The organism is Paraburkholderia sp. MM5482-R2 (assembly GCF_050436125.1).
Taxonomy (GTDB): domain Bacteria; phylum Pseudomonadota; class Gammaproteobacteria; order Burkholderiales; family Burkholderiaceae; genus Paraburkholderia; species Paraburkholderia tuberum.
The window spans coordinates 2,373,758-2,397,259 of the sequence record NZ_JBNDLP010000002.1 but is presented as its reverse complement, the minus strand read 5'-3'; the positions used below and the strand labels follow the sequence as shown (position 1 = coordinate 2,397,259).

Annotated in this window: 24 protein-coding genes; 16 read left to right on the top strand and 8 right to left on the bottom strand. The window is 62.9% G+C overall.

Features of this window, described 5'->3' with window-relative positions; all coding sequences use genetic code 11:
• Positions 1-47: 47 nt before the first annotated feature.
• Positions 48-956, bottom strand: coding sequence for a transcriptional regulator GcvA (gene gcvA, locus OKW37_RS13925; protein ID WP_429405862.1), 909 nt, complete (start codon positions 954-956; stop codon positions 48-50).
• A 333-nt stretch (positions 957-1,289) separates the two neighbouring features.
• Between gcvA and OKW37_RS13920 the strand changes: the two genes are divergently transcribed.
• From OKW37_RS13920 to OKW37_RS13895, 6 genes are read left to right on the top strand one after another with little or no spacing between them, the layout of a single operon-like run.
• Positions 1,290-2,021, top strand: a complete 732-nt coding sequence (locus OKW37_RS13920) for a succinate dehydrogenase/fumarate reductase iron-sulfur subunit (RefSeq protein WP_090805017.1) — start codon at positions 1,290-1,292, stop codon at positions 2,019-2,021.
• Positions 2,018-2,350, top strand: coding sequence for a hypothetical protein (locus tag OKW37_RS13915; protein WP_018422881.1), 333 nt, complete (start codon positions 2,018-2,020; stop codon positions 2,348-2,350). The genes OKW37_RS13920 and OKW37_RS13915 overlap by 4 nt, the downstream gene beginning before the upstream one ends.
• Positions 2,347-2,766, top strand: coding sequence for a succinate dehydrogenase, cytochrome b556 subunit (sdhC, locus tag OKW37_RS13910; protein ID WP_090805014.1), 420 nt, complete (start codon positions 2,347-2,349; stop codon positions 2,764-2,766). The genes OKW37_RS13915 and sdhC overlap by 4 nt, the downstream gene beginning before the upstream one ends.
• Positions 2,767-2,795: 29 nt before the next feature.
• Positions 2,796-3,665 carry a fumarate hydratase gene (locus tag OKW37_RS13905; protein ID WP_184040191.1) on the top strand — a complete coding sequence of 290 codons (870 nt, stop codon included), beginning with the start codon at positions 2,796-2,798 and terminating at the stop codon, positions 3,663-3,665.
• Between the two features lie 46 nt (positions 3,666-3,711).
• Positions 3,712-4,323 (top strand): FumA C-terminus/TtdB family hydratase beta subunit, encoded by a 612-nt coding sequence (locus OKW37_RS13900; RefSeq protein WP_184043520.1) that lies wholly within the window; start codon positions 3,712-3,714, stop codon positions 4,321-4,323.
• A gap of 35 nt (positions 4,324-4,358) precedes the next feature.
• Positions 4,359-6,110, top strand: a complete 1,752-nt coding sequence (locus OKW37_RS13895; RefSeq protein ID WP_429405866.1) for an L-aspartate oxidase — start codon at positions 4,359-4,361, stop codon at positions 6,108-6,110.
• On the opposite strand, the gene OKW37_RS13890 is transcribed toward OKW37_RS13895, so the two are convergent.
• From OKW37_RS13890 to OKW37_RS13865, 6 genes are all read right to left on the bottom strand, one after another.
• The gene (locus OKW37_RS13890) at positions 6,050-6,958 is read right to left on the bottom strand and encodes a LysR substrate-binding domain-containing protein (RefSeq protein WP_429405868.1); all 909 of its coding nucleotides are present in this window, start codon (positions 6,956-6,958) and stop codon (positions 6,050-6,052) included. The two genes, OKW37_RS13895 and OKW37_RS13890, sit on opposite strands and share 61 nt — an antisense overlap.
• 34 nt (positions 6,959-6,992) lie before the next feature.
• The gene (locus OKW37_RS13885; RefSeq protein WP_090805001.1) at positions 6,993-7,745 is read right to left on the bottom strand and encodes a sulfite exporter TauE/SafE family protein; all 753 of its coding nucleotides are present in this window, start codon (positions 7,743-7,745) and stop codon (positions 6,993-6,995) included.
• Positions 7,746-7,773: 28 nt separating this feature from the next.
• Complete coding sequence (locus OKW37_RS13880) at positions 7,774-8,694, bottom strand: ABC transporter permease (protein ID WP_018422888.1); 921 nt, start codon at positions 8,692-8,694, stop codon at positions 7,774-7,776.
• On the bottom strand, positions 8,687-9,496 hold the full coding sequence (locus tag OKW37_RS13875) for an ABC transporter ATP-binding protein (RefSeq protein WP_244144794.1): 810 nt from the start codon (positions 9,494-9,496) through the stop codon (positions 8,687-8,689). The genes OKW37_RS13880 and OKW37_RS13875 overlap by 8 nt, the downstream gene beginning before the upstream one ends.
• Before the next feature lie 2 nt (positions 9,497-9,498).
• Positions 9,499-10,518, bottom strand: a complete 1,020-nt coding sequence (locus OKW37_RS13870; RefSeq protein WP_184066444.1) for an ABC transporter substrate-binding protein — start codon at positions 10,516-10,518, stop codon at positions 9,499-9,501.
• A 477-nt stretch (positions 10,519-10,995) separates the two neighbouring features.
• On the bottom strand, positions 10,996-11,781 hold the full coding sequence (locus tag OKW37_RS13865) for a GntR family transcriptional regulator (RefSeq protein ID WP_429405870.1): 786 nt from the start codon (positions 11,779-11,781) through the stop codon (positions 10,996-10,998).
• Positions 11,782-12,035: 254 nt separating this feature from the next.
• Between OKW37_RS13865 and OKW37_RS13860 the strand changes: the two genes are divergently transcribed.
• The 5 genes from OKW37_RS13860 (at position 12,036) to OKW37_RS13840 (ending at position 17,122) form a co-directional block, all read left to right on the top strand.
• Positions 12,036-12,305, top strand: a complete 270-nt coding sequence (locus tag OKW37_RS13860; protein WP_018422892.1) for a UxaA family hydrolase — start codon at positions 12,036-12,038, stop codon at positions 12,303-12,305.
• 83 nt (positions 12,306-12,388) lie between these two features.
• Complete coding sequence (locus OKW37_RS13855) at positions 12,389-13,564, top strand: UxaA family hydrolase (RefSeq protein ID WP_018422893.1); 1,176 nt, start codon at positions 12,389-12,391, stop codon at positions 13,562-13,564.
• Positions 13,565-13,791: 227 nt separating this feature from the next.
• A complete protein-coding gene (dctA, locus tag OKW37_RS13850; protein WP_429405872.1) occupies positions 13,792-15,126 on the top strand; it encodes a C4-dicarboxylate transporter DctA in 1,335 nt (444 codons plus the stop codon).
• A complete protein-coding gene (locus OKW37_RS13845; protein ID WP_429405874.1) occupies positions 15,123-16,124 on the top strand; it encodes a hydroxyacid dehydrogenase in 1,002 nt (333 codons plus the stop codon). The genes dctA and OKW37_RS13845 overlap by 4 nt, the downstream gene beginning before the upstream one ends.
• Positions 16,121-17,122 (top strand): Ldh family oxidoreductase, encoded by a 1,002-nt coding sequence (locus tag OKW37_RS13840; RefSeq protein ID WP_429405876.1) that lies wholly within the window; start codon positions 16,121-16,123, stop codon positions 17,120-17,122. Before OKW37_RS13845 ends, OKW37_RS13840 begins: the two co-directional genes overlap by 4 nt.
• Positions 17,123-17,155: 33 nt before the next feature.
• Here OKW37_RS13840 and OKW37_RS13835 read toward each other — a convergent pair whose 3' ends face one another.
• Complete coding sequence (locus tag OKW37_RS13835; RefSeq protein ID WP_429405879.1) at positions 17,156-18,202, bottom strand: LacI family DNA-binding transcriptional regulator; 1,047 nt, start codon at positions 18,200-18,202, stop codon at positions 17,156-17,158.
• Between the two features lie 195 nt (positions 18,203-18,397).
• On the opposite strand from OKW37_RS13835, the gene OKW37_RS13830 reads away from it, so the two are divergent.
• From OKW37_RS13830 to hisD, 5 genes are all read left to right on the top strand, one after another.
• Complete coding sequence (locus tag OKW37_RS13830; protein WP_429405881.1) at positions 18,398-19,180, top strand: ABC transporter permease; 783 nt, start codon at positions 18,398-18,400, stop codon at positions 19,178-19,180.
• Positions 19,177-20,085, top strand: coding sequence for an ABC transporter permease (locus OKW37_RS13825; protein WP_429405883.1), 909 nt, complete (start codon positions 19,177-19,179; stop codon positions 20,083-20,085). The genes OKW37_RS13830 and OKW37_RS13825 overlap by 4 nt, the downstream gene beginning before the upstream one ends.
• A 40-nt stretch (positions 20,086-20,125) precedes the next feature.
• Positions 20,126-20,932 (top strand): ABC transporter ATP-binding protein, encoded by an 807-nt coding sequence (locus OKW37_RS13820; RefSeq protein WP_018422900.1) that lies wholly within the window; start codon positions 20,126-20,128, stop codon positions 20,930-20,932.
• A 65-nt stretch (positions 20,933-20,997) separates the two neighbouring features.
• A complete protein-coding gene (locus OKW37_RS13815) occupies positions 20,998-22,056 on the top strand; it encodes an ABC transporter substrate-binding protein (protein WP_429355561.1) in 1,059 nt (352 codons plus the stop codon).
• A gap of 100 nt (positions 22,057-22,156) precedes the next feature.
• Positions 22,157-23,470: a histidinol dehydrogenase gene (gene hisD / locus OKW37_RS13810; protein WP_184043548.1), complete on the top strand. Its 1,314-nt coding sequence runs from the start codon at positions 22,157-22,159 to the stop codon at positions 23,468-23,470.
• The last annotated feature ends 32 nt before the right edge of the window (positions 23,471-23,502 follow it).

Genomic DNA, 23,502 nt, shown 5'->3' with positions numbered 1-23,502 from the left:
ATCACTGGCAGCCCGGCGAAATGGACGTGCGATGTCAACCTGCCTGATCAGTTCCGCGCACGCCCCTCCTGAGCCTTCGCACTCAGCCAGGCCACGAACGCCGCCGCATCAGGGTTGACGATGCTGTGCGGAGAATAGACCAGGTAGAAAGCTTCACTGGTCGTAAGCCGGGATTCGAAAGGCGCTATCAGTTGCCCGGTGTCCAGCATCGACTGGACCAGCGACGAGCGCGCCAAGGCCACCCCTTGACCAAGCTCGGCCATTCTCAAAGCAGAGATCAAGGTATCGAACTGCATTCCCTTCGAAGAGTCGACCTGTCCCGCGCCTGCTTTCTTCAACCAGTATCCCCAGCCCTCCTCGTAGCCCAGGACGTGGAGTAGTTCGTGGTAACGGAGATCCTTCGGCGTAGCCAGTGGCGCCTGTTCGGAGGGCAAGAATGGGGCGCAGACCGGCAGCAACGTATCCCAGGTCAGCCGCTCGGACTTGAGTCCCGTCCATTCTCCATGTCCATAGCGGATTTCCATATCGGCTTCGACGTCGGTCACGCTCGAATCGCCCCCCCATATGTTGCTGGTGATACGCAGACTGACCTCGGGGTGGCGTTCACGAAAGTCGGGTAAGCGCATTGCCAGCCAATGGGTAAAAAACACCAGGCTGACCCGAACGGTAAGGACTCTGCCGTGACCTTGCCCGAAGATCTCTTCAGTTGCGGCCGCCAGTCGCTCTACGGCCTCGTGGACAACCGGCAAATAGGCCAGCCCGGCCTCAGTGAGCTCGAGTCCTCTTGGCAAGCGCTTAAAGAGGACTGCCCCCAACTGCGACTCGAGTCCCTTCACCTGTTGGCTTACCGCCGCCTGGGTCAGGCTCAACTCTGTCGCCGCATGGGTGAAACTGAGATGTCGGGCAGAGGATTCAAATGCGCGCAACCAGTTAAGCGGAGGTAATCGTTTTCTCATTCTGCAGACCGTTTGACTAAAGCTGTCCGACTTCGCGGATTAGTTGCGTGTTGCGGCAACTCAGGATCCCCTAGACCCGCGGACGCGGCGGCGTTCCCAGGCGTCGACGAGTGCGTACGCACTCCAATTGGGCAATCGAACATATGTTAGCGCGGAATTTCGAACACTCTGAAATGACAAGCCTGGTGGGGCGGTTTCAAGAGCATTCTCACAGGTACTCGCACGCCCGCGAGCATAAAAAAACCTTGAGCTTGCAACAAGAATCTTTGGCTTTGACGGGCGGCGCGCGCCCCTTAGACTGGCTTCGCAATCATTCGAACCTCAACGGTCACGATGCGAACCACTCCCCCGCAACTCAAGGTCGACGTCTGGCGCGGTAACGACGAAGGCAGCTTTCAGCGCTTCGACGTGCCGCGCATGGAAAGTCAGACCGTGCTCGACGTCGTGATCCACATCCAGCGCCATCTGGATGCGACGCTGTCCTATCGCTTTGCGTGCCGGGTCGGCATGTGCGGTTCATGCGCAATGACCGTCAACGGCCGCGCGCGATGGACCTGCCGCACGCACGTCACCAAAGTCATGAAGCATGCCGGTGACGTGCTCGAAATCGCGCCTCTCAATCACCTGCCCGTCATCAAGGATCTGGCGACGGATATGACCGCCTTCTTCGACAAATGGCGCGACGCGAAGGGCTATTTCAAGGGCGAGCACACGCGTAACGAACCTGCCGCTTGCGTCGATCCCGCCTCCGCCGAACGCAAGGCGGCCGACGCGGGGATTGAATGCATTGGCTGCGGCGTCTGTTATGCGAGCTGCGACGTCGTCGCATGGAACCCCGACTATCTCGGACCCGCCGCGCTCAACCGTGCGTGGACGCTCGTCAACGACGTACGCGACATCCAGCAGCAAACCCGCGTCGCAGCCGTCTCCAACGACGCAGGCTGTCATTCGTGCCATACGCTCGGCTCGTGCACCGAACGGTGTCCCAAGTCGCTGCAGCCGACGGCCAGCATTGCTGGCCTTAAGCGGCTTCGCGGCCATGCGCCGAAAGGAGAACCGCGATGATGAGCGGCTGGCAGTTGCAGCGCCTGTCGGCGATGGTGCTGACCTTATGCGTGGCCGTCCATCTTGTCACCATGATTATCGTCGTGCATGGCGGGCTGAGCGCGGCGAACGTGATCGCGCGTCTGCACGGCAATACGGCGTGGGCGGTGTTCTATTCAGTGTTCGTGCTTGCGTCGTCCGCGCATGTGCCTGTCGGCTTGAGAAGGATCGCCGAGGAGTGGCTCGGCTGGCGCGGGCGCAGCGTCGGGGTGGCGAGCGTGATCGTCGGCATTGCGTTGGCGATTGCCGGTCTGCGCGCGGTCTTCGCGCTGGTAGGAGGGCCGCAATGAGCGACATGGCACGCGCAGCGAAACCGGCAACAGACACGAACCACGCCGGACACCGCACCCCTGGCCGGCGCGCCGACTCGCGCGCGCGCAACCATCCCGCGTGGTGGGCCTTTCTTGTGCACCGTCTGTCCGGACTCGCGCTCGCCTTCTTTCTGCCGCTGCACTTCTGGGCGCTCGGCACCGCTTTGCACGGCGCAGCATCGTTCGAGTCGTTTCTCGCCGTGACGAGGCAACCCGCCTTCGTATTCGCCGAGTGGGGCCTCGTCACGTTGCTGGCCGCTCATCTGTTCGGCGGCGTGCGCATTCTGCTCATCGAATACCGGCCATGGAGCGGTTTGCGCAAGAACCTGATCGCGGCGACAGCGGGCGGCGCATTGGTCATCGGGCTGGCGTTTGCGCTGTCGCTTACGTCGTGAACGCACGGTCCCCCGACGGAGATTCCTCAATGGACATGCAGCAGATCGAAGAGGTCGCGAAGCAGTTGTACATACGCGCGCTGAAGCATTTGCCGCCCGACATCAAGGACGGTATCGCGCGCCTCGAACGCGCTGAAACCGACGACACCGCGCGCCGCGTGCTGGGCACAATGCGCACCAATATCGCGATTGCCGAAGATCAGGACAACCTGCTGTGCCAGGACACCGGGCTGCCGATCTACAACGTGACGATCGGCACGGGCCTCGCGCTCGACGGCGTCGCGTTGAAAGCAGCGATCCGGCGCGGCTGCGAACGGGCCACGCGCGAGCATCCATTGCGCTCGTCGGTCGTGCATCCGTTGACGCGGAACAACGAACATTCGTCTTGCGGCGTGCTGATGCCCGCGATCCATATCGACTTCGACTCGACAGCCGACACGCTCGTGATCGAAATGATTCCGAAGGGCAGCGGTTCGGAAAACAACTCGTTTCTGAAAATGGCGATTCCGGCGGAAGGTGTCGACGCGATCAAACGCTTCGTGATCGACTGCGTGGTCGATGCGGGCGGCAAGACGTGTCCGCCGACGATTGTAGGCGTGGGCATCGGCGGCACCTCGGATCTGTGCGTGTGGCTCGCCAAGCGTGCCGCGACGCGCGCGCTCGGTACGCATTGCGACGATCCGGCGGCGGCCGCGCTGGAGGAGGAACTGTCGGCCGCGGTGAACCGCCTGGGCGTCGGCCCGCAGGGGCTCGGCGGCGACGCGACGTCGTTCGCGGTCCACCTCGAACTGGCGGCGACGCATATCACGATGAATCCGGTCGCCGTGAACATGCAGTGTCATTCGGCCCGCCGCGCGCGCGCCACGCTGACGCCGGCGGGCGTCGAGTACGGCTACTGACACGCGGGCTGTCCGCATCGGCACGCACACCGTCAAGGAACGATCGATGACTCATCACACCCTGTCCATGCCTGCTAGCGAAGCGCAGATTCGCGCGTTGCGCACGGGCGATACCGTTACGTTGACAGGCACGCTGTTCGGCATCCGCGACGCCACGCAGATCCATATGTTCGACCGTGGCCGCACGACTCGCTTCGATCTGCGCGGCCATGCGGTGATTCACACCGCGCCGAACGTGCGCAAGGTGCCACGCTCGGACGCGCATCCGGCGGGCTACGAGCCCGTCTGCGTCGGCACGACGACGTCCGCACGCATGGAGCGCTTCACCGCGGCGCTGATGGCGCAGTACGGCGTGCGCATCGTGATCGGCAAGGGCGGGCTCGGGCAGGCGTCGAGCGATGCGTTCGCAAAATACGGCGGCGTGTATCTCGCGATCGTCGGCGGCACGGCGGCGCTGGAGACGACATGGATCGAACAGATCGAAGACGTCGATCTCGACGACCTGAACCCCGAATCGCTATGGCGCTTCAGGATCGGCGAATTCGGCCCGCTGCTCGTCGCGATGGATAGTCACGGCGGCAGCGTCTACACGAAGGTCCAGCAGAGCACGCGTGAGCGGCGCGAAGCGGTGCTCGCGTCGCTGGGCATCAGAAGCTGAACGAACGCAGCGTCGTTCATCACGGGGAACCGACCATGAAGCACGTGGATACCGACATCCTGATTCTCGGCAGCGGCGGCGCGGGCCTGTTTGCCGCGCTGCATGCGCAGGCCGACGCGCCGCAGTTGCGCATCACGATCGCCGTGAAAGGATTGCTCGGCAAATGCGGCTGTACGCGCATGGTGCAGGGCGGCTATAACGTCGCGCTAGCACAGGGCGATTCGATCGAACGTCACTTCATGGATACGATCGAAGGCGGCAAATGGCTGTCGAACCAGGAACTCGCGTGGACGCTGGTGACACGCGCGGTCGAGCGGATCAACGAACTCGAAAACGAACTGGGCTGCTTCTTCGACCGCAACCCGGACGGCACGCTGAAGCAGAAGGCATTCGCCGGGCAAACCTTCGACCGCACGGTGCACAAGGGCGATCAGACTGGCATCGAGATCATCAACCGGCTTGCCGAACAGGTGTGGGCGCGCGGGATCGAGCGGCTCGAAGAACATCGCGCGGTGGAATTCATCGAGTCCGAAGACGGCAGCGCACTGGCCGGCGTGCTGATGATCGACATTCGCAGCGGCGAATTCGTCTTCGTGCGCGCGAAGGCCGTGCTGCTCGCGACGGGCGGCGGCCCCACGATGTACAAGTACCACACGCCGAGCGCAGACAAGAGTTGCGACGGCATGGCGATGGCGCTGCGTGCCGGCCTCACGTTGCGCGACATGGAGATGGTGCAGTTCCACCCGACGGGCTTGCTGGCGGGCACTCATACGCGCATGACGGGCACCGTGCTCGAAGAAGGGCTGCGCGGCGCGGGCGGCTATCTGCTGACGGGCGACGGCGAGCGCTTCATGCACCGCTACGATCCGCGCGGCGAGCGCGCGACGCGCGACATCGTCTCGCGCAGCATTTACCGTGAACTGCGCGCGGGCAACACGACGCCGAACGGCGGCGTCTATCTGCGCATGGATCATCTCGGGCCCGACAGCGTGCGCCAGCGTTTCAAGGGCATGGTCGAACGCTGCGCGGATTGCGGCTTCGATCTGGCGGGCGGCCAGGTCGAAGTGGTGCCGACCGCGCACTACATGATGGGCGGCGTGTTGTTCGAGACCGACTGTTCGACGACGCTGCCGGGCCTCTTCGTCGCGGGCGAGGATGCGGGCGGCGTGCACGGCGCGAACCGGCTGGGCGGCAACGGCGTCGCGAATTCGACGGTGTTCGGCGGCATTGCGGGTGAGACGCTCGCGCGCTGGGTGCCGCGCCATGGGCGCCTCGCCACCGCCGATGCCAGTCAGATCGAGCGCGCCATCGAACGTTGCACGCGGCCGCTCGGCCAGCCTGCGGGCGATCTCGAATCGATACGCGACGACCTGTACGAGTTGATGTGGCGCGACGTCGGCATCCTGCGCGACGGGCAGGGCTTGCTGCGCGCGAGAAGCGCATTGATCGACATCGGCGAACGGCTGGACCGCACGGGTGTCGATGGACGCGATCTGCGCTTCAACCTGTCGTGGCACGACTGGATGAACCTGCACAACCTGACGCTCGTTAGCCGCGCGATCACCGAGTCGGCGTTGCTGCGCGAGAATTCGCGCGGCGCGCATTTCCGCGAAGACTTTCCCGACGCCGGAGATCTGGACACATCCGAGTATGTATGCCTGCGGCTTGAGCAGAACGCCTTCGAAACCAGCCGCCGGCGCGTGCAGTTCACGCGCGTGAAGCCTGGTCAGTCGCTGCTCGACGAATCATTGCCACTGGCGGAAACGTCGGCCGCCGTCGTGAAGTGACGCTTCACGGCGGCCGTGAACGCTTCGCGTCCGTGTTCGCGCCGTTCCAGCAGGCCGACGCGGCGCGGCGCGATCCGCTCGGGCAACTCGGTCACGCGCAGCCCTGATTCGTGATTCCAGTTCGCATTCGCGAGGCGCGGCACTACCGAAACGCCGAAACCGCGCTTCACCATTTCGCAGATCGATTCGAGCGAGTTCAGCTCCATGATGTCGTGCACGGAAGCGTCGAGGCCGCGCAGCGCGTCGTCGATCAGCATGCCTGTCCACGTCTGCCGGTCGAAACGGATGAACGGCTCACGAAGCAGCATGTCGACGTGCGCGCGCGGATTGTCAGCCGACGAGATCAGCACCATCGGCTCGTGATACAGCACCGTCCACTTCAACGCGGCGGGAAAGCCGGTGGGCGACTGCGTGACGATGGCGGCGTCGAGTTCTCCGTTCTCCACGCGTAGCGTGAAGTCACTCGACAGGCCCGTGAAAAGCTTCAGTTCGAGGCGCGGGTAGCGGCGTTTCAGATTCAGCATCGCATCGGCGAACGCGCCCATCAGCGACGACACCAGCGCGCCGACCCGCACGACGCCCGCCAGTTCGTCGCGGCCCGCCGTGGCCAGAATCCGCCGATAGTTGGCGACCAGCGTTTCGGCGAGCGGCACGATCGTGCGTCCCTGTTCGCTCAATGCGACCGAGCGCGCGCCCCGTTCGAACAGCACCATGTCGAGATCGCGTTCCAGTGAACGCATCTGCAGGCTCACGGCGGCCTGCGTGAGACACACTTCGTCGGCGGCTGCGGCGAACGAGCCGTGGCGCGCGACGGACAGAAACGTGACGAAATAGCGAATCGCACTCATGACGCTCACTCCGCTTGACGTTGCCGCATCGGCATTACTTTATCGCGTGAACAAGCGATGAGCCCAGCAGCGCCACGCCCGAAGCGAACAGCAGCGCAAGCAGCACCCGGCGAAACGCGGTGTCCGACAGACGCCGATAAAGCCGAGAGCCGAGCCACGCAAACAGCAGCGACGACGGCAGCATCCAGCCGAAGAGTACTAACGTCTGCTTGCCGATCAGGCCCGTCAGTGCATACGTGACGAGCGTCAGCGATTGCATCGCGATGAAAAAGCTTTGGCAGATCGCGCGCTGCGTATCTTTGTTGTGACCGCGCAGCATGCACCATATGGTCGGTGCCGGACCGACGAGCCCCGCAATGCCGCCCAGAATGCCGCCGACCACACCGACGCCGCCGTCTGCCCAGGCACCGCCTGCCGTCACCGTCGGCAGATCTTTCGCGGCGAGCATCACGCCGCAATAGACGATCATCAGCAGACCGGCGCCGATCCGAAAGCCGACGGGATCGATGAACGGCAGCAGCGTCGCGCCGATCGGCACGCCGACAATGCCTCCTGCGATGAACGGACCGATGATCTTCGGCCGTATCTGCGAGCGCACCGTATGCACGGTTAGCATCTGTCCGACCAGCGAGCCGACCACCAGCATCGGCCCGATCGCTTGCGGCGGCAGCGCCCATGCCCAGAACACCATCGCGACGAGACCGAACGCAAATCCCGCCAGCCCCGACACGAAGCCCGCGACCGCGCTGCCTCCAATCACCAGCAGCGCGATGTCGGCGCTTAGCAACGAGCCTCCCGTGCGTGCACGTCATGCTTCACGACTGCATGCCCCAGCGTTGCACGGTATGGCGTTCGAGTACGCGGAAGATCAGGTTTTCGACGGCGAGGCCAATCAGAATCACCGTGAACAGACCCGCGAACACGTTCGCGATGTCGAGCAGGTTCTTGTTTTCGTAGATGAACCAGCCGAGGCCGCCGGAACCCGAACTCACGCCGAACACGAGTTCCGCCGCGATCAGCGTGCGCCACGCGAAGGCCCAGCCGATCTTCAGGCCGGTCAGAATGCTCGGGAACGCAGCGGGCACCAGAATCGCGGCGACGTAGCGCCCGCCGCGCAACCCATAGTTGCGCCCGACCATTTTCAGCGTGTTGCTCACCGACAGAAAGCCCGAGTGCGTATTCAACGCGACCGACCATGTCACCGAATGCACGAGCACGAAGATCAGGCTGCCGTTGCCGAGCCCGAACCAGATCAGCGCGAGCGGCAGCAGCGCGATGGCGGGCAGCGGGTTGAGCATCGACGTCATCGTTTCGAGAAAGTCCGTGCCGATGCGCGAGGTGATCGCGGCGGCCGTCAGCAACGCGGCCAGCAGCAGACCGCAGCCGTAGCCGAGCAGCAATACGTGGATCGACGCCCATGCCTTGCCGGGCAGTTCGCCGTTTGCGATGCTCGTGCAGAACGCGTCGACGGTCGCGCTGAAAGTGGGAAACAGCAACGGGTTGTTGAGCCAGCGTCCGTAGCCTTCCCAGACCAGCGCGAGCAGCGCGAGGATCAGGAACTTGCGCAGCCAGCTCTGGTTGTACAGGCGCTCGAACAGTGACAGCGGCTTTTCGACGACGCTGAAATGCTGTGCATCGCTGGGTTCGCGAATGATCTCGCCGCGCGGCGCGCGCGTGATCATGTCGTCACGGGGCGGATGGACGGATGCGGAACCGTGTGCGGTAGCGTCAGACATTCTCTGCCTCGTGGATTTCGTCTTCGAACAGCATGTGCTGGATGCGTTTTTCGAGCGTGGCAGCGGATTCGCCTGCCGCCGCCGTATCGAGTTCTGCCTTGACCTGCCCCGGGTGCGGCGACAGCAACAGAATCCGGCTGCCGACCTTGATCGCTTCCGGAATCGAATGCGTGACGAATAGCACGGTGAAGCGCGTTTCCTGCCATAGCGTCAGTAGTTCGTCCTGCATCTTGCGGCGCGTGAGCGCATCGAGTGCGGCGAACGGCTCGTCCATCAGCAGGATGTCCGGTTCCATCGCCATGCCGCGCGCAATCGCCACGCGCTGCTTCATGCCGCCCGATAACGTATGCGGATGGCTGTCCGAGAATTTCGTGAGGTTGACCTTGTCGATGTAATGCATCGCGCGCTGTTCCGCTTCGCGCGCCGACAGCCGGTGCGAAGCGAGCAGCGGAAACATCACGTTCTGCTTGACCGTCTTCCACGGCAGCAACTGGTCGAATTCCTGAAAGACCATCATCCGGTCGGGGCCCGGCTTCGTCACCGTCTTGCCCTTCAGCGTGATCGAACCTTCCGTCGGCAGCAGATAGCCGCCGACGCTCTTGAGCAACGTCGACTTGCCGCAACCCGATGGCCCAAGCAAAACGAAACGGTCGCCTTCGAATACCTGAAAGTCGACGCGATACGTTGCCATCACGAGATGCCGCGGCGTCTTGTATTGCAGCGTTACGCCGGCGACATCCAGTAACGGCATGCCGCTCGGCGAGGATGTGGCGCGGGTGGCTCCAGCACGCGTGCGATGCATGATCAACTCCCTTGAAGCGATTGGGCGGTCGGAAAGAACATGTCCTTCCACGAGGCGGGTTTGGTCTTGATCAGGCCCGTGCGTGCCATGAAATCCGCGTATTTGAGCGTGTTTTCGGGCGTGGTCGTGAAGGCGACATCGGGCGACGAAATCATCTTTTCGATGTCGGCGACATTGCTCTTGTCCTTGCTGATGCGCAGGTAGGCGAGTGCGGCCGCGTGCTTGTCCCTGGTGATCTGCGCTTCGGCATCGTCGAGCGCGGCCATGAAGGCTTGCACGAGTTTCGGATTCTGTTGATAGAACTTCGTCATGCACCAGACCAGATTGAATGTCGACTTGCCGCCCAGAACGTCATACGAATTCACAACGGTGCGCACGCCAGGGTGGGCCAATTCCTGTTCCTGAAACGGCGGCGAGCCGAAATGCGCGGTCACTTCGCTATTGCCCGACAGCAGCGCCTGCTGCGCATCGGGATGAGCCAGCGAGACAGTGTACTTATCGAGCTGCCCCTGGTTGCCGGCGCCGAAGGCCTTTTCCGCGGCCATTTGCAACGTGATTGCCTGGATCGACACCTTCGCTGCGGGCAGCGCGATCTTGTCCTTGCCGGTGAAGTCTTTCAACGTTTTCACCGTCGGATTGTTGGTGTTCAACAGCAGCGGCATCGAATTGATCGCCGACAGCGCCTTGACCTCGACGGGCGTGCCGCGCGTACGCGCCCACAGCAGCACGAGCGGCGCGACGCCGCCTGACGCGATCTGCAACGAATCGGACAGCAGCGCGTCGTTCATCACGTTGCCGCCCGCGAATTCGACCCATGACACTTTCAGATTCGGCACGCCCAGTTGCGCGGCGTGCTTTTCGACCAGCTTCTGATCCTGCATCAGCATCAGCGGCAAATAGCTGACGCCGTATTGGCGCGCGATCCGGATCTCCGACAGTTCGGCGCGGGCGGGCGCACTGGTGAGAGCTGCGCCGAGAGCGAGCAGCGTTGAGAGAAATACGGCAACTTTACGAAGGCTCATCGCTGGACACTCCTTGCGACAGGAACGGCACGGCCAATCTGTTGAAATGCGACACCGGATAAACCGGATGGGTGGGGGCTGCGTGTGCCTATTCGGTCTCGCGTGGCTGCGGCCGGCGCAACGCATGCGTCACGCGGCAAGGCGCGACATGAAGGACATGAGCGGGATGACGATGAGGCGGGGTACGCATCGTGAGTGTCTCCTTGTTGCCGGCCTGCTCGCGACAAAACGGTTTGCGCGACGCGGCCGGAATCAGGTTCACAGATGGTGTGTTGTGGGCAACCGGATCGCGCGTGAAATGCCTTGCTTCGGTGACTGTGGCATTCAGCGAATTCAGCGCCGTGTGATTTAACTCATCTGTATGAGTAGCGAGTGTAGGTGATCGTGCTGTTGATTGCAAATGCGGGAAAACGTGACATGTGCGGCGCGCGGCCGGCGGCTTTTGGCGCTGCGCACCGCGCTTGGCTTCTGGCCTTGTCAGAGCGGCTCTTCGTGCGATGCCGAAGCACCGACGTATTCGTAGCGTGCGGTGTTCGCATGCGAGATCCGCACTTCGACGGGCGCCTGATGATACGAATACGCGACGCGCCGCACTTCAAGAAGCGGCGTGCCGTGCGGCACTTCCAGCAGTTTGCTTTCGAGTTCATTGGCTACCGCGACGCGCACGCGTTCCTCGGTGCCGAGCACGTTGATGTTGAACGCATCCTGATAGAAGTTGTACAGCGTGCTCGGCCGGCTGCGCAGCGCGGCTTCCGTCAGGCCCGCAAAACGCGCCTCGGGTACGGTGATGTTGTCGATCATCACCGTTTCGCCATGCAGCGCCAGACGGTTGATGAACGTGAACACGCGCGCGCCCGTTTCGACTTTCAGCAGCGTCGCGATATCGCGCGTAGCCTTGGCCTTCCTGAACTGCACGAGCGTTACGCTCGGGTAGGTCTTGTCGCCGTCCTGGCGCACGATGCGGAAGAAGCGGAAGAAATGACGATCACGCTGGTGTTGCGCGACGAAAGTACCGAGCCCCTGATGCCGCACCAGAATGTTGTCGGCCACCAGTTCGTCGATTGCCTTGCGCAGCGTGCCGATCGATACGCCGAAGCGTTCGGCCAGCCGCTTTTCCGAAGGAATCGTTTCGCCGCCCTTCCATTCGTGCGCGGCCAGCGCGGCCAGCATCGCATTCTTCACTTCCTTGTAGCGCGTGCCGCCGATTGCCGGCGTGGTGGCCGCACCGTTCGGTAGGTTGATACCCGTCGTCAACGTATTCATCGATCTCATCCTGTCGTTGCATCTTCATTGCTGCTGTCTTTCAATTGATTCTACTTCATACGGTTCATCAAACACATATAGATGATCTGGTTGACATATGCAAATGTGCCGCCTAAGATGGGTTCACGCAGGCGAACCAAACCGTACCAACAGACTGGAGACAACTGATGAGCCACACCGCAGCAGGTGCACCGCAACAATCCGGTGAAGGATCTTCCGCCAGCACTTCGTCAGACCGCAAAACGATTCATATCGTGCTGCACGAAGCGAAAGACACCGTCGGTGTGGCGGTTGTCGAAGGCATCAAGGCGGGGACCCAATTGAACGCGTGGATCATGGACGACGACGAACTCGTGACGATCTCGGCGAAACAGAACATTCCGATCGGTCACAAGGTGGCGCTAAAAGACATGGCGGTCGGCGACACGGTGTTCAAGTACGGCGTGGACATCGGCAAGGTCGTTGCGCCGATCCGCGCGGGTGAACATGCGCATGTTCACAACATCAAGACGAAGCGCTGGTAACCGGCGCGAGGATCGACCAGCTCGCGCATCGACATTGCGAGCGAGCTTCCCCACTCAACAGAGCCAGATCGAAGAGAGCCACCATGAGCGTGATTGACCAGAACACCACTTTCCGCGGGTTTCGCCGTTCCAATGGACGCGTCGGCGTGCGTAACCATGTGATCATCCTGCCCGTCGACGATTTGTCGAACGCCGCCGCGCTGGCCGTCGAAACGGCCATCAAAGGCACGATGGCGCTACCGCATCCATACGGCCGCCTGCAGTTCGGCGCCGACCTCGATCTGCATTTCCGCACGCTGATCGGCGCCGGCTGCAACCCGAATGTCGCGGCGGTCGTCGTGATCGGGATCGAGGAAGGCTGGACCAAACGCGTCGTAGACGGCATTGCGAAGTCAGGCAAGCCGGTGATGGGCTTCGGCATCGAACTGCATGGCGATCACGATACGATCATGCGTGCCTCGAAAACCGCGAAAGAGATGGTGCAGTACGCCACGTCGCTCGATCGCGAAGAATGCCCGATTTCGGACCTGTGGGTATCCACGAAGTGCGGCGAATCCGATACCACGTCCGGCTGCGGCGCGAACCCGACTGTCGGCAATGCGTTCGACAAGCTCTACGGGTTGGGCACGACCCTCGTCTTCGGCGAGACGTCCGAACTCACGGGCGGCGAGCAGATCGTTGCCGCGCGTTGCGCGAACGACCAGGTGCGCGAGCGCTTCCAGTTCATGTTCGACCGCTATCAGGACATGATCAACCGCTGGAAGACCGACGATCTGTCGGAGTCGCAACCGACCAAAGGCAACATCGCGGGTGGCCTGACGACCATCGAAGAAAAAGCGCTGGGCAATATCCAGAAGATCGGCAAGAAGTGCAGAGTCGACGGCGTGCTCGACAAGGCCGAGGAACCGACGGGGCCGGGCTTGTGGTTCATGGATTCGTCGTCAGCCGCGGCCGAGATGGTGACGCTGTGCGCCGCGTCGGGCTTTGCCGTGCATTTCTTCCCGACCGGGCAGGGCAACGTGATCGGCAATCCGATCGTGCCTGTCATCAAGATTTGCGCGAACCCGCGTACGGTGCGCACGATGAGCGAGCATATCGACGTGGATGTGTCGGGACTATTGCAGCGCGAACAGAATCTCGATCAGGCTGGCGACAAACTGCTGGAATCGATGCTGCGCACCGCGAACGGGCGCTTTACGTCGGCGGAAGCGCTCGGCCACCGCGAGTTCGTGTTGACGCGCCTGTTCGAAAGCGCGTAATTTCTCCGGGCCCGTCCTCGCGACGGGCCGCGCTGCATAGCGCATGAATCCTGATCGCGCAGGCGGCTGCGATGACAGTTAGCTTCGCGTCAGCTTCGGATCCCCCGTATTCAATGGAGTTTTCGCAGCAGCGCGCGCACGCGTGACGTCTCGGGCCCAAGAAGCCCGGCACGCGCCGCACGGCGCTGTTCCATTTTCCAGCAGCAGCGAGTGGAGGAGACACCATCTTGCGCGTGCTAAAACATCTTTACGTGCAGGTTCTGATCGGACTTGCGGCAGGCATTCTCGTCGGTTATTTCTGGCCGGATCTCGGCGTCCAGATGAAGCCGTTCGGTGATACCTTTATCCGGCTCATCAAGATGCTGATCACGCTGGTGATCTTCTGTACCGTCTCCGTCGGCATCGCGCGGATGGAGAATCTCAAGCAGGTCGGGCGCGTCGGCCTCAAAACCATCGTGTACTTCGAAGCGGTGACGACGGTGGCGCTCGTCATCGGCCTTGTCGTCGCCAATCTGCTGCACCCCGGCTCCGGGCTGAACATCGATCCGAAGACGCTCGATACGCATGCAGTCAGCCATTACGTGACGGAAGTTCACGCGCAGTCGAACACCAGCTTCCTCGAAGAGATCGTGCCGAATTCGGTCGTGGGCGCGTTCGCGCGGGGCGATCTGTTGCAGGTGTTGCTGTTCTCGGTGTTGTTCGGCATCGCGCTATCGATCATGTCGCGGCGCAGCCGCTTCCTGTCGCGCGTGATCGAACAGAGCGGCGAAGCGCTGATGCGGATCGTCGAAATGATCATGCGCCTGGCTCCCCTTGGCGCGTTCGGCGCGATGGCGTTCACAGTCGGAAAATATGGCATTTCGACGTTGCAGCAACTCGGTCTGTTGATCGTGTGCTTCTATCTGACGAGCATTCTCTTCATCGCCCTGGTGCTGGGCACGATCTGCCGCTGGGCGGGCGTGGGGTTGTGGCCGCTGCTCAAGTATCTGCGTGAGGAACTGCTGATCGTATTGGGCACGTCTACGACGGAATCGGTGTTGCCTCGTTTAATGGAAAAGCTCGAACGGCTTGGGTGTCCGAAGCCGGTAGTCGGGCTCGTGCTGCCGACGGGCTATTCGTTCAACCTCGACGGCGCCGCGATCTATCTGACCATGACCTCGCTCTTCATCGCGCAGGCCACCAATACCCATCTCACGCTACTGCAACAGATCGGGCTGCTGGCGATATTGATGGTGACGTCAAAGGGCGGCGCGGGCGTGGCGGGTGCGGCGCTGGTCGCACTGACGGCGACACTGTCGACGCACAACATCATTCCGGTTGCGGGCATTACGCTGATACTCGGTATCGATCGCGTGCTCAACGAGATTCGCGCGATCGTGAACATGATCGGCAATGCGGTGGCGACGATTGTCGTCGCCCGCTGGGAAGGCGCATTCGATGTGCAGGCCGCGCGCAAACTGCTGGCCGCGCCGCCGGAAGTTCAACTCGGCGAGCCGCAAGCGAACGCAAGCGATGTCAACGACATGGCGCCGCCCGCGTATGTACAGGAGCGCTCGAATTGAGCACGAACCTGAATACCAATCCGCGCGCGACGCGCAAGAAGATCGTCATCAGCGAATTCATCGACGCTTGCGCAGTCGCAGCGCTCAGCGAGCACTTCGACGTGCATGCCGATGCGTCGCTTGTCGATCAACCCGTTGCGTTGAACGCGTTGCTGGCCAATGCCGACGCGCTGATCGTGCGCAATCGCACGCAGGTAAGGGCCGCGCTGCTCGATGCCGCGCCGCGTCTGAGCGTAGTCGGGCGTCTGGGCGTCGGGCTCGACAACATCGATCTGGACGCATGCGCGCAACGCAACGTATCGGTGTTCCCGGCGACGGGTGCGAATGCACGCGCGGTGGCCGAGTACGTGCTCGCCACGGCACTGATGCTGCTGCGCGGTGCATACCGTTCGAGCATGGAGGTCGCGGCGGGCAAATGGCCGCGCGCGGCGCTTTCGAACGGCCGTGAAGCGGCGGGTAGCACGCTTGCCGTCATCGGCTTCGGCGGCATCGGGCAACTCGTTGCGCAGCTCGCGCGTGCGCTGGGCATGCAGGTACTCGCCTACGATCCGCTGCAGCCGGCCGACGCGGCGTGCTGGGCCGCGACCGGCGCACGCCGCGTGAGCATCGACGAAGCGTTGCGTGCCGCCGATGTGATCACGCTGCATGTGCCGCTCGTCGACAGCACGCGCAATCTGCTCGGCGCATCGCAACTCGCGGCGCTGAAGCGCCACGCGATCATCGTCAACACGTCGCGCGGCGGGATCGTCGATGAACCGGCGCTTGCCTTGGCGTTGCGCGAAGGCCGCATCGGCGGCGCGGCGCTCGACGTTTTCAACGATGAGCCGCTCGCCGCCCGTTCCCCGCTGGCCGACGCACCAAACCTCATTCTCACGCCGCACATTGCGGGGCTGACCATGCAGTCGAACGAACGTGTCAGCACGCTCGTTGCGGCGCGCGTGACGGAGGCCCTGCTTGCGCAGCGTGATTCACACGTAACCGAAGGAATTTCACGATGACGCGAGTCTCAGCCGACGAACTGCTCGAACTCGCGACGCGCGCCGTCCGCAACGCGGGCGCAACGCCGGAGACCGCGACGGCCACGGCCCGCGCGTTGGTGTATGCAGACTCGTGCGGGTTGTCGTCGCACGGTGTTTCGCGTTTGCCGATGTACGTCGCGCAGTTGCGCAACGGGCGCGTCGATCCGCAGGCGAAGCCCTCCATTGTTGCGACGCGCAACGCCGCCGTGCTCGTCGATGCCGCCGATGGCATGGCGTTTCCCGCCTGCGCGCTTGCTGTCGAGACCTTGATCGGCCGTGCGCGCGAACACGGCAGCGCAGTGGCGAGCGTGACCCGCAGCCATCATTTCGGCGTCGGCGCATATCACCTGGAGGCGATCGGCGCGGCGGGCATGGTGGGCCTTGCGTTCAGCAATTCCCCGGCGGCGATGCCCGCGTGGGGCGGGCGTCATGCGCTATTCGGCACCAATCCCATTGCCGCCGTGTTTCCGCGCCGCAATGGCGACGCATTGATAGTCGACCTGTCGCTGTCGCAAGTGGCGCGCGGCAAGATCATGGTTGCGGCGCGCGAAGGCAAGCCCATACCGTCCGGCTGGGCGACCGCCCGCGACGGTACGCCGACCACCGACGCCAAGGCGGCGCTCGACGGCATGATGCTGCCGTTCGGCGGCGCGAAAGGCGCGATGCTCGCGCTGATGGTCGAACTGCTGGCGGCGGCGCTGGCGGGCGCGAACTTCGGCTATGAAGCGGGATCGTTCCTGACCGAGGAGGGGGCACGCTCGCGGATCGGCCATCTGTTCTGGGCCATCGATCCGGGCGCGCTGGCGGGCAATGAGATGTACGTAGAACGGGTCGAGGCGCTTGTCGCGGCGATGTTGCAGGATGCGGATGTCCGTTTGCCAGGGCAACGGCGGCATGCGTTGGCCGACGCGGCAAGCCGCGATGGAATCGAGATTCCCGATGCGTTGCTCACACAGTTGCAGACCTTGGCCGCGTGATGCGCGAATGCGCCGAAAGGAACCAGGCGCACTTCACGCGGGCGCCGGGCCGCTCGTGCCACGCACGATCAGTTCGATCGGCAGACACTCGCGCTGCGGCGGCACGCCGTCCGAGAGCCAGCGCAGCAGTGCGCGGGCGACGCGTTCGCCGAGTTCGTAAGTGGGCAACAGCACGGTAGTGAGACCTGGTGTGATCTGCGAGACGATGGGCAGATTGTCGCAACCGACAATCGATAACTGCTGCGGCACGGCGATACCGGCCGATTGCGCTTCGAACAGGCAACCCAGCGCGAGCACGTCATTGCCGCAGAAAATGGCGCTTGGAGCAGGGCGCAATTGCGTCAGTAGCTTGAGCCCGGCGCGACCGCCTTCGAAGCCGAATGGCTGTTCGATGATGTTCGCATCAGGCAGGCGGATATCGTGCTGTGCAAGGGTTCGCCGGAAGCCTTCGATCCGCTGACGCGCGCGGTCGTTATGGCGCGTGAAGCCCGAGATCACGCCGAAGCGGCGATGACCGAGTTCGAGCAGATGTTCAGCGGCCAGTTGCCCGATCAACTGGTTGTCGAAGCCAATCGACGGCGGTGTATCTGCGTCGCCGCTGCCGGCTGCGCCGGGGCGCTCGGCGTGCGACCAGGTCAGCAGCAGCGCGACGTGGCTCGCGCGAATCAGTTCATAGGTTTGCGGCGCATGGTCGGTGCCGACCAGAACGATTGCGTCGACAGCACGTTCCAGCAGCGCGCGCACGACTTCGATTTCCGCGGACAGGTTGTACTCGTGCGCGGAGATCAGCAACTGATAGCCGGAATTCGACAGTGTGGTTTGCAAGCCTTGCACCGCACGCGCGAAGATCGCGTTGTCGAGCGTCGGCACGATTGCGCCGACCATTCGCGCACGGCCCAGCGCAAGCGCGCGCGCCGCGCCGTCGGGCACATATCCCAGCGTGGCGATCGCATCACGGATGCGCGCGCGCGTGTCCGCTTTCACCATGTCGGGGTTGGAGAGAGCGCGCGACACAGTTGCCGTCGAGACGCCGGCGAGTGTGGCGACATCGCTGATACGGGCGCGTGGCAAGGTATTCATTGCGGCAGATCAGACCGGTAGATAGGCTCAATTGATTGTAGTGCCCGATTGCAAGCGAGCGACAGTACAACATCATTCGAATCGGTATAAATCCCGATGTGACCCGTGATCATAGCGTCTATATTCGAATGCAAGCGGTTACATTTCATTGCGCGGCGCGTTGCATTTCACGCCGCTGAACAGGCAGGAGACAATGTGTTCCCCGCATTCCGTTCACCGCGCTTCCTGTGCAGCATCGGCACGCTCGCTGCAACGCTCGCCGCGTGGTACGTGCTGACGGCTCTCACAGGCATCGTCGCAGCGTCGAGATTCCCCACTCCGTTCGATACCTGGCAGGCGCTTGCCCAGGTGGTGACGGTCGGTTATGCCGACGGCCGTCTCGACCAGCACATCGTGCAGAGCGTGAAGCTCGTTCTATACGGCTTCGCGACGGCGGCAGTGACGGGCGTGCCGCTCGGCCTATGGATGGGCTACTCGGCGCGTGCGCAAGCGTTCTTCAACCCGATCTTTCTGCTGTTGCGACCCATTCCGCCGCTCGCGTGGATTCCGCTCGCGATCGTCTGGCTTGGACTCGGCGACTCCGCGAAGGTGATGGTGATCTGGTTCGCGGCGTTCGTGCCATGCGTGATCAACAGTTTCGCGGGCGTGCGCAATCTCGACGTGCCGATGCTCGAGGCCGCCGAGATGCTGGGTTTGCGGCGTTCGCGCTTCGTGCTGGAAGTGATGATTCCCGGCGCGCTGCCGATGATTTTCACAGGCTTGCGCCTCTCATTGCAGGCTTCATGGACGACGCTCGTGGCGGGCGAACTGATCGGTGCGGTCAGAGGTCTCGGGCATCTGCTGACGCAAGGCTCGCTCGACATCTATCCGGCGATGATCGTCGTTGCGATGCTGACGGTCGCGCTGTGTGGATGGTTGATGACTGTCGCGCTTGGGCAAATCGAACGGCAACTCATGCCTTGGAGAGCGAACAGATGAAACCGGGTCATCTGCGCGGTGTCGCGCATCCTGACATCGAGCCCGTCGGCGTCGATCGCGAGTCCGGCAGTGCGGCACGCACGTTGCGCCAGCGCAAGATGGTCAGCGAGCCTGGGCGTGCTGTGGCTCGACGCAACGTGCCGCTCTGGACGCTGAATGCCGCGGGGCTGATCGCATTCTTCGGCATCTGGTGGCTGGCATCGGCAGCAGAACTCGTCCCCGCGATCTTCCTACCGACGCCGCTTGCAGTCGTTCACAAGTTTGCCGATCTGCTCACGCATCCGTTTGTCGGTTACACGCTCGAAGTGCATCTGTGGTCGAGCTTGCAGCGCTATCTGATGGGCTTTTTGCTGGCCGTCGCGCTGGGCGTGCCGCTCGGTCTGATGATGGGCTGGTTCCGCTGGCTCGACTACTGCGTGACGCCGCTCTTCGAAACCGTGCGTTTCATCGCGCCGATTGCATGGGTGCCGTTTGCCGCGTTGTGGTTCGGCACGGGCATCGGTGGCCCGGTGCTGATCATTTTTGCGGGTGCGTTTGCGCCGTGCGTCGTCAATGCTTATCGCGGTGCGCAGCAGGTCGACGGCAGGCTGCTCGAAGCGGCGCGCATGCTCGGCGCGTCGAACCGGATGATCGTCTGCGAAGTGCTGCTGCCAGGCGCGTTGCCGTCGGTGATCGCAGGTGTGCGCGTCGCGGCGGGACTGGGCTGGATGTCGCTGGTCGGCGCCGAACTGATCGTCGCGTCGAGCGGCATTGGCTACATGATGGTCAAGGGACAAGCGGCAATCGACACTGCGACGGTGATGAGCGCGATGATCGCAATCGGTATGGTGGGCGCGGCAATCGACCTGCTGCTTGGACGCATCGAAGCGTACGCGATGCGCAACCGGCGCGTCGCCCGGCACTAGCACCCGTGGCTTCACTCTCTCAACCGTGACGGAGCGCACGATGAGCATGATTCGTTTCAATGATGTGTCCCGCATGTTCAGGCGCGACAAGGCGAGCGTCGTCGCGCTGGAACACGTCGAACTGGAAATCGCCGACAAGGAATTCGTTGCGATCGTCGGGCCGTCGGGCTGTGGCAAGACGACGTGTCTGCGGATGGTCGCGGGTCTCGAGTTTCCGACGTCGGGCAGCGTGACGGTGGCGGGCCGCAAGGTGACACGGCCAGGACCCGATCGCGCGGTCGTCTTTCAGCAGTTCGCGCTGTTCCCGTGGAAGACAGTGTGGGACAACATCGATCTCGGCTTACGCGCGAAGGGCATGGCCGCCGACGCAAGACGCGAAACGATCGAACGCTATCTGTCGCTGATGAATCTGCGCGGCTACGAGCAGGCGTATCCGCATCAACTATCGGGCGGCATGCAGCAGCGCGTCGCGATCGCGCGCGCGTATGCGCTCGACCCCGGCGTGCTGCTGATGGACGAGCCGTTCGGCGCGCTCGATGCCCAAACCCGGGTCGTCATGCAGGAAGAACTGGTGCGGCTCACGCGCGTGAATCCGCGCACGGTGCTGTTCATCACGCACGCGGTCGAAGAGTCGGTGTATCTCGCGGATCGCGTCGTCGTGATGACGGGCCGGCCGGGGCGCGTGAAAGAAGTGATCGATGTGAAGTCCGTGCGCGAGCAGCATGGCTGGGACGCGTGCAAACGGATCGAAGACGTGATGGATCTCGAATCGTTCGTCCGGTTGCGCACGCATATCTGGAAGTCGTTGCGCGACGAACACGGCGCTGTCGAACGTGTCGCTGCATGAAGCTGCATAAAACTGCCACCGGTTCCAACGGCTGAGCGCAATACCCCATAAAACAGGAGACCAACATGAAACGTCTGCGCGCGATCCCTTTCATTGCGTTGCTCTGCGCGGGCAGTGCGGCGTTGCCGGGCACGGTGTGGTCCGCCGATCTCACTCCGATCAGGGTCAGCTATCAGCCCGCGCTGTATTGGGCGTTGCCGTTCTATGTCGCAACCGAAAAAGGGTGGTGGGCAGAGGTCGGATTGAAGCCCGAGTTTTCGGTGTTTCCCGCAGGCGTGCCGCAGATTGCGGCGGCGGCGTCGAAATCCTGGGACGTGGGCGGCACGGGTTCCGTGCCGGCGGTGCTCGGCTACAAGCGCTTCGGCATTCAGGTGATCGGCCTGACAAACGACGAATCGCAGGGCAACGTTCTGATGGCGAGCAAGGCGCGTTATGACGCGGTGCGCCGCAATCCGGCGTCGCTGAAAGGCCAAACCATCGTGTTGACGTCCAACTCGACGGGTGATTACGCGGTACAGGCATGCCTGAAAAAGTATGGGCTGACGAAGGCTGATGTGACGCTCAAGAATATGGGCCAGGCCGAGATCATTTCCGCTGTGTCGTCGGGCAATGCTGATTACGCGGGCGTGTGGGCGCCGTATGACTATACGCTCGAAGAGAAGGCGGGCGCGCGCGTGTTGTGCTCCGGTAAGGACGGCGGCGCATCGGTGCCCGGCGCGCTCGTCACGCGTGGCGAATTCGAGAAGCAGCATCCCGATGAGGTGGCAAAGTTTCTCGCCGTCTATCTGCATGCATGGGCGTGGATGAAGGCGCACCCTGACCAGGCCGTCGCGATGATGAAGAAGTTTTACCAGGAGGGCGGCGTCAACATCAGCGACGATTCGATGCGCAAGGAATTCGCTACGCGCCCGACCTTCGACCTGAAGCAGCAACTCGCCGCGATGGACCGCACGAAAGGCGCATCGCAGGCCGACGATTCGTTCACGAAGATCGCGCAGTTCATGCATGCATCGGGCGCGCTCGCGTCCGTCCCCGAAGCAAAAGACTATATCGACGACAGCGCGATGAAGCGTGTGTTGGGCGACCCTAAACTCGCGGCGTTCGCAATGGACGGCAGCAAATAACGCGCGGTCGCGATCGCGCAAAAAGGCCACGGTGTGGCCTTTTAAAAGCCCCTCGCTGCAAGCGCTTGCATTATTTTTAACATCGATGAAGGAGAAGGCGATGAGCGTGACTTACCTGAAGAAAGCAGCCAAGACGCCGGAAACCGAGACCGCGACGGCGCAACAGGTCGTCGGTGAAATGCTTGCGCAGATTCAGGCGCATGGCGAAGACGCCGCGCGTGCGTATGCGAAGAAACTCGATAACTGGGACGGTCCGATCATCGTCTGCGCCGATGAGATCGAACGGCGTGCGCTCGAAGTGCCCGCGCACGTGAAGGCCGATATCGATTTCGCCGCGCAACAGGTATTCGACTTCGCGCTCGCACAGCGGCGCTCGATTGGGGATTTCTCGGTCGAACTGTATCCAGGCGTGACGGCAGGGCAAAAAGTGGTGCCGGTCAACGTGGTCGGCTGTTATGCGCCTGCTGGCAGGTACGCGCATATCGCGTCGGCATACATGGGCGTTGCGACTGCCAAGGCAGCGGGCGTGAAAACGGTGATTGCCTGTTCGAGCCCGTTTCGCGGAGGCGGCATCCATCCGTATGTGCTGTATGCGTTCAAGGCGGCAGGCGCCGATGTCGTGATGACGCTGGGAGGCGTGCAGGCGATTGCGTCGATGGCGTATGGGCTTTTTACCGGCAAGCAGGCGGACGTTGTGGTGGGGCCGGGCAACAAGTTCGTCGCGGAGGCGAAGCGCGCGCTCTTTGGCAAGGTTGGGATCGACGTCTTCGCGGGGCCGTCGGAAGTTGCGGTGATCGCCGACGCCAGTGCCGACCCGGCGATGGTCGCGAGCGATCTGGTCGGCCAGGCCGAGCATGGCCACGAGTCGCCGGCATGGTTGTTCACGACGTCGAAGGCGCTCGCCGACGAGGTCATTGAGCGGGTTCCGCAACTCATCGATGCGTTGCCGCCGACCGCACACGATGCCGCAGGCGCCGCGTGGCGCGATTACGGCGAAGTAATCCTGTGCGACACGCGAGAGGAAGTGGTGGACGTGTCTGACCGCTATGCATCGGAACACCTCGAAGTGCAGGCTGCCGATCTGGACTGGTGGCTCGAACATCTGACGTGCTACGGCTCGCTCTTTCTCGGCGAAGAAACGACGGTCGCATTCGGCGACAAGGCGAGCGGTCCGAATCACGTTCTGCCCACCAAGGGCGCAGCGCGCTATTCAGGGGGGCTCTCGGTGCACAAGTTCGTGAAGACGTTGACGTGGCAGCGCATGACGCGCGATGCGGCGAAGCGCATCGGCGAAGTGACGGCGCGTATCTCGCGGCTCGAAGGCATGGAAGCCCACGCCCGTACCGCTGACGACCGCTTGCAGAAGTACTTTCCCGACGAAGCATTCGTGCGTGGCGAACCGGTACAGGTATGAACGCCATCGGCATGTGCAATCGGTACGACAAA

Excerpts from the sequence above, each read along its gene's own strand:
- OKW37_RS13870 (WP_184066444.1), bottom strand. The coding sequence starts at position 10,518 with ATGAGCCTTCGTAAAGTTGCCGTATTTCTCTCAACGCTGCTCGCTCTC.
- OKW37_RS13915 (WP_018422881.1), top strand. The coding sequence starts at position 2,018 with ATGATGAGCGGCTGGCAGTTGCAGCGCCTGTCGGCGATGGTGCTGACC.
- OKW37_RS13890 (WP_429405868.1), bottom strand. The coding sequence starts at position 6,958 with ATGAGTGCGATTCGCTATTTCGTCACGTTTCTGTCCGTCGCGCGCCAC.
- OKW37_RS13825 (WP_429405883.1), top strand. The coding sequence starts at position 19,177 with ATGAAACCGGGTCATCTGCGCGGTGTCGCGCATCCTGACATCGAGCCC.
- OKW37_RS13895 (WP_429405866.1), top strand. The coding sequence starts at position 4,359 with ATGAAGCACGTGGATACCGACATCCTGATTCTCGGCAGCGGCGGCGCG.
- OKW37_RS13900 (WP_184043520.1), top strand. The coding sequence starts at position 3,712 with ATGACTCATCACACCCTGTCCATGCCTGCTAGCGAAGCGCAGATTCGC.
- OKW37_RS13840 (WP_429405876.1), top strand. The coding sequence starts at position 16,121 with ATGACGCGAGTCTCAGCCGACGAACTGCTCGAACTCGCGACGCGCGCC.
- OKW37_RS13905 (WP_184040191.1), top strand. The coding sequence starts at position 2,796 with ATGGACATGCAGCAGATCGAAGAGGTCGCGAAGCAGTTGTACATACGC.
- OKW37_RS13855 (WP_018422893.1), top strand. The coding sequence starts at position 12,389 with ATGAGCGTGATTGACCAGAACACCACTTTCCGCGGGTTTCGCCGTTCC.
- OKW37_RS13835 (WP_429405879.1), bottom strand. The coding sequence starts at position 18,202 with ATGAATACCTTGCCACGCGCCCGTATCAGCGATGTCGCCACACTCGCC.
- OKW37_RS13820 (WP_018422900.1), top strand. The coding sequence starts at position 20,126 with ATGAGCATGATTCGTTTCAATGATGTGTCCCGCATGTTCAGGCGCGAC.
- hisD (WP_184043548.1), top strand. The coding sequence starts at position 22,157 with ATGAGCGTGACTTACCTGAAGAAAGCAGCCAAGACGCCGGAAACCGAG.
- gcvA (WP_429405862.1), bottom strand. The coding sequence starts at position 956 with ATGAGAAAACGATTACCTCCGCTTAACTGGTTGCGCGCATTTGAATCC.
- OKW37_RS13920 (WP_090805017.1), top strand. The coding sequence starts at position 1,290 with ATGCGAACCACTCCCCCGCAACTCAAGGTCGACGTCTGGCGCGGTAAC.
- sdhC (WP_090805014.1), top strand. The coding sequence starts at position 2,347 with ATGAGCGACATGGCACGCGCAGCGAAACCGGCAACAGACACGAACCAC.
- OKW37_RS13875 (WP_244144794.1), bottom strand. The coding sequence starts at position 9,496 with ATGCATCGCACGCGTGCTGGAGCCACCCGCGCCACATCCTCGCCGAGC.
- OKW37_RS13815 (WP_429355561.1), top strand. The coding sequence starts at position 20,998 with ATGAAACGTCTGCGCGCGATCCCTTTCATTGCGTTGCTCTGCGCGGGC.
- OKW37_RS13865 (WP_429405870.1), bottom strand. The coding sequence starts at position 11,781 with ATGAATACGTTGACGACGGGTATCAACCTACCGAACGGTGCGGCCACC.
- OKW37_RS13880 (WP_018422888.1), bottom strand. The coding sequence starts at position 8,694 with ATGTCTGACGCTACCGCACACGGTTCCGCATCCGTCCATCCGCCCCGT.